The 11,893-nt window shown below is 70.1% G+C and carries 9 protein-coding genes; 5 read left to right on the top strand and 4 right to left on the bottom strand.

Annotated elements, in window-relative coordinates:
• Positions 1-161 precede the first annotated feature (161 nt).
• Complete coding sequence (locus AC0AIB_RS00290; protein WP_328346467.1) at positions 162-1,787, bottom strand: glycoside hydrolase family 43 protein; 1,626 nt, start codon at positions 1,785-1,787, stop codon at positions 162-164.
• 245 nt (positions 1,788-2,032) lie between these two features.
• Between AC0AIB_RS00290 and AC0AIB_RS00285 the strand changes: the two genes are divergently transcribed.
• From AC0AIB_RS00285 to AC0AIB_RS00265, 5 genes are all read left to right on the top strand, one after another.
• Positions 2,033-3,325 carry an extracellular solute-binding protein gene (locus tag AC0AIB_RS00285; RefSeq protein WP_465095780.1) on the top strand — a complete coding sequence of 431 codons (1,293 nt, stop codon included), beginning with the start codon at positions 2,033-2,035 and terminating at the stop codon, positions 3,323-3,325.
• Between the two features lie 54 nt (positions 3,326-3,379).
• Positions 3,380-4,378 (top strand): carbohydrate ABC transporter permease, encoded by a 999-nt coding sequence (locus AC0AIB_RS00280; RefSeq protein WP_328346471.1) that lies wholly within the window; start codon positions 3,380-3,382, stop codon positions 4,376-4,378.
• Complete coding sequence (locus AC0AIB_RS00275) at positions 4,375-5,214, top strand: carbohydrate ABC transporter permease (RefSeq protein WP_328346473.1); 840 nt, start codon at positions 4,375-4,377, stop codon at positions 5,212-5,214. The genes AC0AIB_RS00280 and AC0AIB_RS00275 overlap by 4 nt, the downstream gene beginning before the upstream one ends.
• Before the next feature lie 95 nt (positions 5,215-5,309).
• Entirely contained in the window at positions 5,310-6,296 is a 987-nt protein-coding gene (locus AC0AIB_RS00270; protein WP_442930806.1) for a LacI family DNA-binding transcriptional regulator, read from the top strand.
• Between the two features lie 404 nt (positions 6,297-6,700).
• Positions 6,701-7,450, top strand: coding sequence for a cellulose binding domain-containing protein (locus AC0AIB_RS00265; RefSeq protein ID WP_465095779.1), 750 nt, complete (start codon positions 6,701-6,703; stop codon positions 7,448-7,450).
• A gap of 184 nt (positions 7,451-7,634) precedes the next feature.
• On the opposite strand, the gene AC0AIB_RS00260 is transcribed toward AC0AIB_RS00265, so the two are convergent.
• From AC0AIB_RS00260 to AC0AIB_RS00250, 3 genes are all read right to left on the bottom strand, one after another.
• Complete coding sequence (locus tag AC0AIB_RS00260; protein ID WP_328346478.1) at positions 7,635-8,099, bottom strand: hypothetical protein; 465 nt, start codon at positions 8,097-8,099, stop codon at positions 7,635-7,637.
• 127 nt (positions 8,100-8,226) lie between these two features.
• Positions 8,227-9,354, bottom strand: a complete 1,128-nt coding sequence (locus AC0AIB_RS00255) for a glycoside hydrolase family 53 protein (protein WP_328346480.1) — start codon at positions 9,352-9,354, stop codon at positions 8,227-8,229.
• A 158-nt stretch (positions 9,355-9,512) separates the two neighbouring features.
• Positions 9,513-11,756, bottom strand: a complete 2,244-nt coding sequence (locus AC0AIB_RS00250) for a M4 family metallopeptidase (protein ID WP_328346481.1) — start codon at positions 11,754-11,756, stop codon at positions 9,513-9,515.
• Between the last annotated feature and the right edge of the window lie 137 nt (positions 11,757-11,893).

Genomic DNA, 11,893 nt, shown 5'->3' with positions numbered 1-11,893 from the left:
GGAACATTACGAGCGCGGGCTCGTCGGGTCAACCATCGATACTTCCGGAACTGCTGGTCAGCCCCGTCGACCGGTCATCGCAACAGTTTCGACAGCCAGGTCGCGCACGACCACGACCGGCCCCTCCCGGAGCCGGTCGTGGTCGTGGTGGGTGCGGCCGGTCAGTGCTCCCGGTAGGTGGCCAGGTCGAAGTCGGCGTGGCCGCCGTCGCCGCCGAGATCCTGGACCCAGAGGCCGAGGAACGCCCCGGTGAACCCCCAGGCCGCAGGCTCGCCGTCGATGATCAGGGCGGCGTGCTCGTCGGACAGGATTGTCGCGTCCAGGTCGATCGGGAGCTGCTGCCAGCCCGCGTCCAGGTCGTAGCCGAAGCGGACCACCGGGCCGTCGAACTCCGCCCGCAGGCCGACCCGGGTGAGGCCGCCGGTGTCGACGGTCAGCTCGGGGTGGGCGGTGCGCCGGCCGTTGTCGGAGCTGAGCAGCTCCAGCACGGTCCGGCCGTCGTCCGCCCGGGTCAGGTAGAGGTGGTGCCAGTTGAGGGTGTTGTAGTAGGCGGTGATCCCGGCCAGCTGACGGTGGTCGACCGGGTCGAACTCGACCACCGTCTCCAGCGCGCACCGGGTCGCGCCCACCCGCCGGGCGACCAGGCTGGGGGCCTGCCGTCCCACCGGGGACTGCCCACCGTGCACCCGCAGGTGGGACGGGCGGGACCGCAGGTCGATCCAGTCCGGGGTGGCCGGTCGGCGCAGCGTCGACCAGGCCGGGCCGAGCTCGGCGGCGTCGAAGTCGTCGGTGGCGGGTTCCGCCGGCCAGGGATGCGCCGGCAGGTCGGGCGCGGTGATCTCGTCCGACGGCACCCCGCCGGGGATCCGGGGCCAACCACCGGCGGGCCACTCGACCTGCTGGAGCGCCGTCTCCCGGCCCAGCACACAGCTGCCCAGCGGGGAGTAGGGGCGGCCGACCAGGTGGGCCAGGTACCACCCGCCGTCGGGGGTACGCACCAGGCTGCCGTGGCCGGCCTTCTGCAACCGCAGATCGGGCCGGCCGACGGAGGTGAGCAGCGGGCCGTCCGGGTCCACCTCGTACGGCCCGAGCAGGTCCCGGGACCGGGCCACGGTGACCTGGTGCTCCCAGCTGGTGCCGCCCTCCGCGGTGATCAGCCAGTACCACCCGTCGTGGCGGTAGAGGTGCGGACCCTCGGTGACCCCGACCGGGGTGCCGGTGAACAGGATCCGGGGCCGGCCGACGAGGCGGCGCGTGGCCCGGTCGTACTGCTGGATCTCGATGCCGCCGAAGCGGTCCCGGCCGGGCCGCCAGTCGGCGCTCATGGCCAGCAGCCAGGTGGTGCCGTCGTCGTCGTGGAACAGTGCGGCGTCGAAGCCGCGCCCGTGCAGCTTCACCGGGTCCGACCAGGGGCCGGTGATGTCGGGCGCGGTGATCAGGAAGTTCTGCGGGTCCCAGTAGCCGCTGGCGAAGCTGGCCACGTCGCTGTAGACGAGGTGGAACTCGCCGTCGTGGTAGGTCAGGTCCGGGGCCCACACCCCGTTGGAGTCGCCGCAGCCGCGCAGGTCGAGCAGGCGACGGTCGGTGATGATCCCGCCCAGCTGTCGCCAGTGCACGAGGTCGCGCGAGTGGTGCAGGCGCACCCCCGGGTACCACTCGAAGGTCGAGGTGGCCAGGTAGTAGTCGTCGCCGACCCGCAGGATCGACGGATCCGGGTGGAACCCGGCGAGCACGGGATTGCGGATCGACCGGGCAGCGGTCGCCACTTCAGCGGTGTCGGTCGACACGGGCACTCCTCGGGGCAGCTCTCGAAACTTTCGGAATCATGGCCATGGTCGGTGAGGCCCTGCACACGCTAGCCGTTTTCACCGCGATAGGACAGAGGTCTTGACCCGCGCGGAAACAACTCGTAGCGTGCCCGCCATCGATCGGTAATACCGGCGACGCTCTGAAAGTTCCGGAGATACACGTTTCGAAATCGCCGGCTCGACCGGCACCCGAGCACCTCGTGAGTCCCCCGAAGGGATTGATCATGACCGCGCACCTCTCCCGCAGATCGCTGCTCGGCCTCGTCGGCGCCGGTGCCGGCGCGTACCTGCTCAGCGGTTGCAGCGACGACGCCTCCGACGACCCGGACGCCCCGCAGACCATCAACTGGTGGCACATCCAGAACACCGAGCCGATGCTGCCGGTCTGGGCGGCGGTCGCCCAGGAGTACCAGGGCGCGCACAGCAACGTGAAGATCGAGATCCAGCCGCTGGAGAACGAGGCGTTCAAGGCCAAGTTGACCACCGCCACCCAGGCCGGCTCCCCGCCGGACCTGTTCCAGTCCTGGGGCGGTGGGGTGCTCAAGCAGCAGGTGGACGCGGGTCTGGTCAAGGACCTCACCGAGACGGTGGCCCCGTGGAAGGACAGCCTGCTGCCGCTCTCCCTGGAGCCCTACACGGTCGACGGCAAGATCTACGGGGTGCCGTTCGACATCGGCATGGTCGGCTTCTGGTACAACAAGGACCTCTTCGCCCAGGCCCAGATCACCGCGCCGCCGGCCACCTGGGCCGAGCTGCTCGACGTGGTCCGCAAGCTCAAGACCGCCGGGATCACCCCGGTGGCGCTGGCCGGCAAGGACAAGTGGCCGGCCCACTTCTACTGGGCCTACCTGTCCATGCGCATCGGCGGGCTCGGCGCACTTCAGCAGGCCGCCAAGGACAAGAACTTCGAGACCCCCGACTTCGTGGCCGCCGGTGAGCGGCTCAAGGAGCTGGTCGATCTCCAGCCGTTCCAGAAGGGCTTCCTGGGCGCGGAGTACGGCTCGCCGGACGGTCAGGCCGCGACGATGGGCAACGGCAAGGCCGCGCTGGAGCTGATGGGACAGTGGGCCCCGTCGGTGCAGGCGTCCAGCTCCACCAACAAGAAGGGGCTCGGCGACAAGCTCGGCTTCTTCCCGTTCCCGGCCGTCGACGGCGGCAAGGGCTCGGCGACCGAGGTGTTCGGTGGCGGCAACGGCTTCGCCGTCGGCAAGGACGCTCCGTCGGCCACCCTCGACTTCCTCAAGACCCTGCTCAGCGTCGACGTCCAGCGCCGGAGCACGAAGACCGGCGCGGTGCTGCCGACGGTCAAGGAAGCCACCGACGCCGTCGCCGACCCGAACAACAAGGTCGTCGCCCAGACCCTGGCCGCCGCCACCGGCTTCCAGCTCTACCTCGACCAGGCGTACCCGCCGGCCGTCGGCCAGCAGGTCAACGACAGCGTCGCCGCGCTGGTCGCCGGCAGCAAGTCACCCGCCCAGATCCTCAAGGACATCACCCAGGTGGCGAAGACCCAGTAGTGACGTCCCACCCCACCGATCACCAGCCGCCGGCGAGAACTGAGTGGAGCAGGCATGACCACGCCATCGACCGTGTCCGATGCGGTACCCGGCGGTCGAGTGACCGACCCGTCGGGGCCGGGGCCGGGCGGCGTACGCCGTACCGGCCGCCGGCCCCGGCCGGGCCGCCGTCGCGCCCTGGCCGTCTTCCTGACCCCGTCCCTGCTGCTGTTCCTGCTGCTGGTGCTGGCACCCATCGTGGTGGCCAGCTACGCCAGCCTCTACAAGTGGAACGGCTTCGGCCTGCCCGAGAACTTCATCGGGCTGGACAACTACACCCGGGCCTTCGCCGACCCGGTGTTCCGGGGCGACCTGTGGCACGGGCTCATCCTGATCGTGCTCTCCCTGGCGGTCCAGCTGCCGGTCGCGATGGGCCTGGCCATGCTGCTCAACCAGCCGCTGCGGGGACGCGCGATCTACCGGGTGATCTTCTTCGCCCCGTACGTGCTCTCCGAGGTCACCACCGCGGTCCTGTTCAACCTGGTGTTCTCCCCGAACCGGGGATTCGGTGACGCGATCTCCCGGTTCCTGGGGGCCGACGCCGGTGCCGTCTTCGCCGACCCGGACACCGTCCTGTACGCCGTCTTCCTGGTGGTCTCCTGGAAGTACTTCGGCCTCTACATGATCCTCTTCCTGGCCGCCCGGCAGAACATCCCCAAGGAGCTGAACGAGGCGGCGGTCACCGACGGTGCCAGCGCCTGGCAGGCGTTCCGCCTGGTCACCCTGCCGCTGCTCGGGCCGACCATCCGGATCAGCGTGTTCCTCTCCGTGATCGGCACCATCCAGCTGTTCGACATGGTCTGGGTGCTCACCGGCGGTGGCCCGATCCACGCCTCGGAGACCATGGCCGTGACGATGTTCCAGTACGGCTTCCGCCGCTTCGAGGTGGGCTACGCCAGCGCGATCAGCATCATCATGTTCCTGCTGAGCCTCGTCTTCGCCCTCATCTACCAGCGCGTCGTCCTGCGCCGGGACACCGAGGGCGCTCTCACCGTCCAAGGAGACCAGCGATGACCAGCCCGGCGAACCCGGCCCAGCGGGCCCGCCGCCTCCTGCTGCACCTCGTCTGCATCGCCGTCGGCGCGCTCATCGTCGTGCCTGTCTGGTTCGGGGTGATCGGCGGGTTCAAGGACAACGGGCAACTCTCCACCAACCCGCTCGGGCTGCCCGACCCGTGGGTGCCGAGCAACTACGTCGACATCTTCACCTCCGGGGTGTTCTGGCGGAACGTGGGCAACAGCGTCTTCATCGCCGTGGCCAGCACGTTCGTCGTCGTCGCGGCGGCGGCGATGGCCGCGTACGTCTTCGCGCGGTTCGCCTTCCGGGGGCGGGAGTTCCTGGTCACCCTCTTCGCGATCGGGCTGATGTTCCCCTTCGCGGTGGCGATCCTGCCGCTGTTCATCCTGCTGCGCGGGATGGGGCTGCTGGACAACCCGCTCGGGGTGATCCTGCCCCAGGCCGCGTTCGGACTGCCGATCACCATCATCATCCTGCGCCAGTTCTTCCGGACCATCCCCGGCGAGGTCGAGGAGGCGGCGACCCTCGACGGCTGCGGCCCGTTCGGGTTCTTCTGGCGGGTGCTGCTGCCGATGGCCCGGCCCGCCCTGGCCACCGTCTCGGTGCTGGCCCTGGTGAGCAGCTGGAACAACTTCATGCTCCCGCTCGTGGTGTTCACCGACCAGAGCTGGTGGACGCTTCCCCTCGGGGTCCAGGCGTTCCAGGGCCAGTACTCCGACGACACCGCCCGGGTGCTCGCCTACGTGGTGCTGTCGATGATCCCGGCGCTGGGCTTCTACGCCATCGCCGAACGTCAGCTCATCGGTGGGCTGTCCGGCAGCGTCAAGGGGTGACCCCGACCTGCTGCGATAGCCTTCTGCGACCGTAGTTCCCACCAGACGAAAGGGCGACCGTGGGCTCCGAGAACGGCAGGAACGTCACCATCGCGATGATCGCGCGGTTGGCGGGCGTCTCCGTGCCCACGGTCTCCCGGGTGATCAACGGGCGCTCCGACGTCGCCCCGCAGACCCGGGAACGGGTGGAGGAACTGCTCACCCGGCACGGCTACCGCCCCCGCTCGGCCGCCCGGCGTACCCAGTCCGCCCTGGTCGACCTGGTCTTCAACGACCTGGACAGCCCGTGGGCCGTGGAGATCATCCGCGGTGTGGAGGACGTCGCCCAGGCCAGCGGGGCCGGCACCGTCGTCTCGGCCATCCACCGGCGTACCTCGTCGGCCAAGCAGTGGCTCGACAACATGCGTACCCGGTCCACCGAGGGGGTCATCTTCGTGACCTCGATGGTGGAGCCGCCGTTACAGGCCGAGCTGCGCCGGCTGCGGCTGCCGGTGGTCATCGTCGACCCCGCCGGGGTCGCCCCCCAGGAGGCCCCGACGATCGGTGCCACCAACTGGGCGGGCAGCCTGCGCGCCACCCAGTACCTGCTCGGCCTCGGGCACGGCCGGATCGGTTTCATCGCCGGCCCGCCCCAGCTGATGTGCAGCCGGGCCCGGATGGACGGCTACCGGGCCGCGCTCGACGCCGCCGGCCTCGCCGTCGACGACCGCCTGGTCCGGCCGGGCAACTTCTACCACGAGTCCGGCTACACCGCCGGCATGCACCTGCTGGGCCTGCCCGAACCGCCCACCGCCATCTTCGCCTCCAGCGACCAGATGGCGCTCGGGGTCTACGAGGCGGTCCGCAAGCGTGGCCTGCGGGTGCCCGACGACGTCAGCGTGGTCGGCTTCGACGACCTGCCGGAGGTCAGGTGGTGCTCGCCGCCGCTGACCACGATCCGTCAACCGCTTGCCGAGATGGGCATGCTTGCGGCCCGTACCGTGCTGCGGCTCGCCCGGGGCGAGACGATCGAGTCTCCGCGCGTCGAACTCGCCACCGACCTGGTCGTCCGGGACAGCGCCGCCGCACCGCGTAGCCGCTGACCCGACCCGGGTCGGCGGTCGGCCGATCGTCGCCGGAAGCGGTGGGTAGTGGCCGATCGGACGGCCCGGATGGGCCCGATCGGACAGCATTGCATCGACAGTCATCGAATGCCAGACTGTTCTGGCGTCGTCACGCTCGGGAGCCAGCGTGACCACTCGTGCGCCGATCCGTCGGACACGCGAGGTGGCCGCGCCACCCCGCGCCGGGCAGTCCGCGACGGTGACCACCGGTCGGTCGTCCTCGCCCGTCGACCGTGCCGTCCGGTCGTCCGACATCCACCCGGCCATGACAGCCGATGATCGCGCAGCACCTCACCCGCCCACCGCACGGTGGGCGACAGTCCCGGATCCGGCACCCAGGCCCGTCCCGGCCGTCGGTGCCCCCGCAACCCTCGGAGGTACGGATGTTCCGCACGTTCGGCGTGGTGCTGGCGACCACGACCATGACCCTGGCCGGACTGGCCGCGACGATCACCGGCGTCCAGGCGCAGCCGGCCCTGTCGGCCGCCGCCACCCCCACCCCCGGCCCCACCCTGACCTGCCCGCCGGCGCTGCCGGTCTCCGGTCAGTTCCTGTCCGCCACCACCACGAGCATCACCATCAGGTACTCGATGATCCTCAGCCCGCCGTGCGGATACGACCCGCCGATCACCGTCGTTCTCTTCGCGAGCCGGGAGGATGCCACGGCGTGGCGGAACCCGGTGGCCTCGGCGGTGTCCGGCGCGGAACGGTACGGGGACCTGACCGTTGGGGGACTGACCCCGGACAGTGAGTACTGGTTCCGGTTCAGCGCCGGGGACAAGCACGACCCGTACGTGATCAGCGGGCCGGTACGGACCCTCGCCGTCTCGTCGGCGGCGTGTCAGGCGACGGTCACCATCGACAACCGTTGGACCGGCGGATACGCCGCCACCGTCACCGTGCGTAACACGGCCCAGCAGCCGCTCAACGGCTGGCAGGTCACCTGGCGGTGGTCCGGTGACGAACGCATCTCGGCACTCTGGAACGGCGTGGCCAGCACCTCCGGTGCCGACGTCACAGTGCGCAACGCCTCCTACAACGGGACGCTGACGCCGGGTGGCAGCACGACGTTCGGCATGCTCGTCTGGACCAACGCGGCGACCGGCGGGCTGACGCTGACCTGCGGCCGGTGACCGTCGGCTCCGACCGGCAGGTGGCAGACGTGCCGGTCGGAGCCGAACAGGCCGCAACGGGGTCCGCACCGGAGTGCTGCCCTCCACCGGGTGGCGGCGCTCCGGTCGGCGGCCCGGGCGGCGCTGACCGTGCCGACCCCCGGTGATCCAGAAGGACCGGTCGACGCGGTGCGGCTACCGCGCGTCATGCGGGGAGCGACTCCGTGATCCGCGCGTACTCGGCGGCCATCTCCGGCGTGGCCAGGAAGTCGTCGAGCGCGGCCGAGACCCGGTAGTCGACCTCCTCGAGGGAGCGGATGGCGAGTTCGTACAGCTCGCCCCGCCGCTGCTCCTCCAGGTAGGTGGTCCAGTGTTCCAGCGCCGAGAGCACGATCAACAGTCCGGGGTCCATGTCGCCCTCGGCGAGGATGCCCTCGTCGATGCGGTCCAGGTGGGCGCGCAGTTCGGTCGCGTCGGCCGTGGCGATGTGCTCCCGGGCGGTGGTCAGCGCCGCCCAGGCATCCTCGTCGAGGTCGTCCTCACCGGCCTCGTCGATCAGGTCGGCCCGGACCAGGCGGGTGATGGTCGACAACCCGAAGGTGTGCAGGTCGTCCTCGCCGGCCGCGTCGACCAACTCGCGGATGGCCGCTTCGCACTCGTGGTATCGCACCGCGCCAGGGTAGTGCCCGGCCCCGACGACCACCACGTCCGTCGCAGTGGGCACGTGCCACCCGGCGGGCCGCCGACGGTGGCCGGTGCCGGCCGGGACGGAGCGCCCCGGCCGGCACCGGTGACGACTACGGCCGCCAGCGGATGCTCGGGTTCACCTGGCCGGTCCAGTTGAAGATGGCCATGTTGTCCCACTGGTTGCCGGTGCCGTTGATGTTCGCCGGATCCCAGCCGTTGCCGGGCACCGCGTACCAGGTCGGCTCCCAGTAGAAGACCCCGATCGCCCCGGCGTTGCGGGCGGTGTCCTGCACCCAGGAGAACTCGGTGGCCTGGCCGGCCCAGCTCGCCTGGTGGCCCGCACAGGGCTCGCCGCCGTTGATCGCGTTCGCCTCGTTGTCGGCGTTCGCGGCGGTGAACGGGTACGCCGTCTCGGTGAGCACGACGGGCTTGCCGTACCGGGAGCGGACGTCGGTGATGACGTTGTAGAGGTTGGCCAGCGTGCCGTGCCACATGCAGTAGTAGGACAGCGCGGTGAGGTCCCACTGCACGCCCTTGGCGCGGATGCCGTCGTAGAACCAGCGGGCGTGGTCCATGCTGTCCGAGTTGGCGGTGTGGATGATCACCTGGGTCCCGCCGTTGCACTGCTTGGTGGCCTGGTAGCCGGCCTTGAGCAGCAGGCTGAGGTTGGTGAAGTCGTTGTTGACGACCTTGCCGTCGTTCCAGAGCATGCCGACGTTGATCTCGTTGCCGATCTGCACGCTGTCCGGCGTGGTGCCCTGGGCGCGCAGGCTGGTGCAGACGTCGTAGGTGTAGTTGTAGACGTCGGTCTGGAGTTGACCGATGCCGTGGTTGGCCCAGGCCGCCGGCTTGTACTGCTTGCCAGGGTCGGCCCAGGTGTCGGAGTAGTGGAAGTCGATCATCAGCTTGAGGCCCTTGGCCTTGACCGTCCTGGCGTACGCCAGCACCTTCGCCTTGTTGTTCCAGCCGCTGGCCGGGTTGTTCCAGACCCGTAGCCGGACGTAGTTGACGCCGAGGCCCTTGAGGATGTCGAGCGGGTCGCGGGCGGTGCCGGCGGCGTCGTAGTACCGCGCGCCGAGGTCCAGGCTGCGTTGCACGGAGGAGACGTCCGCGCCGAGCATGGTCAACGTGTTCGCGGCCGAGGCGGGTGCCGGCGGGCCGAGCAGGGCGGCGGGCAGGGCGACCGCCGCGAGGAACGCGACGGCCCAGGCTCGCAGGCGGGAGCGGTACGGAGTCATCCGGACCTCCTCGGTGGTGGGGTGGTGGGGATGCGGGTGCGGCGTCACCGACGGCGACACCAATCGACGGTCATGACTATAGCGGGGTGCGGTGGTGCTACGGACCACGCGAAGCGGGCCATCCGGGAAACCCGGATGGCCCGCTCACGCCGCGAAGGTCAGAGGTTCAGGCTCCAACTGTTGAGGTAACCGGTGTCGAGACTCGCCGTGTCCTGGACCCGCAGCCGCCAGGTCCCGTTCGCGGTCTCGGAGGAGAGGTTCACGGTGTACGTCTGGTCGATGTTGTCGGCGCTGCCACCGGAGCGGTTCTGTAGCGTGTACACGCTGCCGTCCGGGGCGACCAGGCTGACCACCAGGTCACCGATGTAGGTGTGCACGATGTGCACCTCGATCTTGCTCGCGGTCGACGGGGTCGCCGCGCAGCCGCTGATCACGATCGCGCTCTCCACAGTCGAGTTGTCGGCGATCGGGACGTCGGTCCCGTTCGTGCCGTTGCAGCCCGGCAACCCGTTCACCGTCAGGTTCAGGGTGGCCGTCCGGGCGATCGAGGGCGAGGTGCCCACCACCGTGATCGCCACCGTGCCGCTGCCGGCAGTGGCGGCGGCGCTGACAGTGACCGTGGTCGAGCCACCCGCGGTGACCGACGACGGCGCGAACGACACGGTCACCCCGGCCGGCAGCGGGCCGGTCGAGAAGGTGACCGTCTCGGCGGTGCCCCGGACGACTGTGGTGGAGACCGTGGCGGTGCCCGAGGTGCCCGGGTCGAGGGTCAGCGTCGCCGGGGTGACCGCGACGGAGAAGTCGTTGGCGGCGCACGACTCGGTGCCGGTCACGTTCACCGCGGTCCAGGCGGCCATCACCGCCTTGTACTCGGTGCTGCACAGGCCGTAGAGGTCGGTGGCGGCCGACAGGGTGTGCAGCCGCGCGGTGTTGGTCGGCTGGGCGGTGTTCACGTAGCGGGTGTTCGAGACGAAGTACGCGTCCAACGCGCGGAACCAGATCTTCTCCGCCTTCTCCCGGCCGATCCCGGTCACCGGCGGGGCCGAGCCGCACAGCGGCGAGGTGCCGTACGGGGTGGCCCCGGAGCCCTCGGCCAGGTTGAAGAAGAAGTGGTTGGCCACCCCGGAGGAGTAGTGCACGTCGAGGCTGTTGGTGCTGCTCGACCAGCAGCCGTGCGACGAGCCGTCCAGCGTCGGGTTGTACATGTAGCGCAGCGGGGTGCCGTTGCCGTTGATGTTGATCTTTTCGCCGACCTGGTAGTCACCCGGGTCGACCGGGGTGTTCGCGTAGAACTCCACCATGTTGCCGAAGATGTCGCTGGTGGCCTCGTTCAGCCCGCCGGACTCGCCCGAGTAGGTCAGGCCACCGGGGACCACGTTCTCGGTGACGCCGTGGGACATCTCGTGACCGGCGACGTCGAGCGCGACAAGCGGCTTGGCGTTCCCCGCGCCGTCGCCGTAGGTCATCTGCGCGCCGTCCCAGAAGGCGTTGACGTAGGCGTTGCCGTAGTGCACCCGGCTCGGCACGCCGGTGCCGTTGCCGAAGATGCCGTTGCGGCCGTGCACCTCGGTGAAGTAGTCGAAGGTCGTGGCCGCGCCGAAGTGCGCGTCGACCGCGGCGGACTGCCGGTTGGACGCCGCCCCGGTGCCCCACACGTTGTCGGCGTCGGTGAAGGTCGTGCAGGTCGAGGTGCCGTTGTTCATGTCGCAGGTCCGACCGTTGCCCCGGGTCGGGTCGATCAGGCTGTAGGTCGAGCCGGACTGGGTGGTGTCGATCGCGACCGGGCCGGCGTAGACGCTGTTGCCGGTGCCGACGACGGACTCGATCTCGTCGTACGAGCCGATCCGGGTGCCGGTGAGCGCGTCGCTGATCACGTGCAGCTTGGAGGGGGTCTGCCCGTCCGGGGCCCAACCGGTGACGACGGTCTCCCAGGCGAGTCGGCCGGTGCCGCTGCTGGCGTCGACGAACAGCTCCGCCGCCCCGGTGCCGGTGACCTTGCCGGAGAACTCGGCGATCGCGGCCTTGCGGGCCTTCGCGGCGCTGACCTTCGGGGTGGTGGCGAGGGTCAGCGGGGCGGCCAGGCCGACCGAGCTGCCGGCGTAGTCACCGTCGGCCTCGGTGCGGATGACGAAGTCACCGCCGTAGACGCGGAGCCCGTCGTAGGTGCGGGTGTAGCGGACCGCGCCGCCCCCCTTGGCGTCCCGCCTGCTGCTGTGCACGGCGTAGCGGTCCTTCGCCGAGGACCTGACGGCTCCCGCGTGATCCTTGAGGGCGGTGTCGGCGGCGGCGACCAGCGCCGGCCCGGGGGTGGACGGTGGGGCTGCGGACACGCTCGTGGTGGTGACCACGAGACCGCTGCCGACCAGCATGGTGACGCCGGCCAGCGCTAGGGCTGATCTCAAACTGACCTCCCCAATCCGAGATGCTTTCGCATCCATCGATAGCGAGATCATCGTCGGCGGTGAGGAGTCTGGGAAGACAACTGTCGATGGATATTCATACCGACTTGCCCATCCCAGGAATGCTATGACCGATGAGT

The sequence above is a fragment of the Micromonospora sp. DSM 43699 genome, from assembly GCF_055517075.1.
The sequence above is the reverse complement of the archived record's forward strand: the minus strand, read 5'-3'. Positions and strand labels throughout refer to the sequence as shown.

Excerpts from the sequence above, each read along its gene's own strand:
- AC0AIB_RS00285 (WP_465095780.1), top strand. The coding sequence starts at position 2,033 with ATGACCGCGCACCTCTCCCGCAGATCGCTGCTCGGCCTCGTCGGCGCC.
- AC0AIB_RS00280 (WP_328346471.1), top strand. The coding sequence starts at position 3,380 with ATGACCACGCCATCGACCGTGTCCGATGCGGTACCCGGCGGTCGAGTG.
- AC0AIB_RS00275 (WP_328346473.1), top strand. The coding sequence starts at position 4,375 with ATGACCAGCCCGGCGAACCCGGCCCAGCGGGCCCGCCGCCTCCTGCTG.
- AC0AIB_RS00270 (WP_442930806.1), top strand. The coding sequence starts at position 5,310 with ATGATCGCGCGGTTGGCGGGCGTCTCCGTGCCCACGGTCTCCCGGGTG.
- AC0AIB_RS00265 (WP_465095779.1), top strand. The coding sequence starts at position 6,701 with ATGTTCCGCACGTTCGGCGTGGTGCTGGCGACCACGACCATGACCCTG.
- AC0AIB_RS00255 (WP_328346480.1), bottom strand. The coding sequence starts at position 9,354 with ATGACTCCGTACCGCTCCCGCCTGCGAGCCTGGGCCGTCGCGTTCCTC.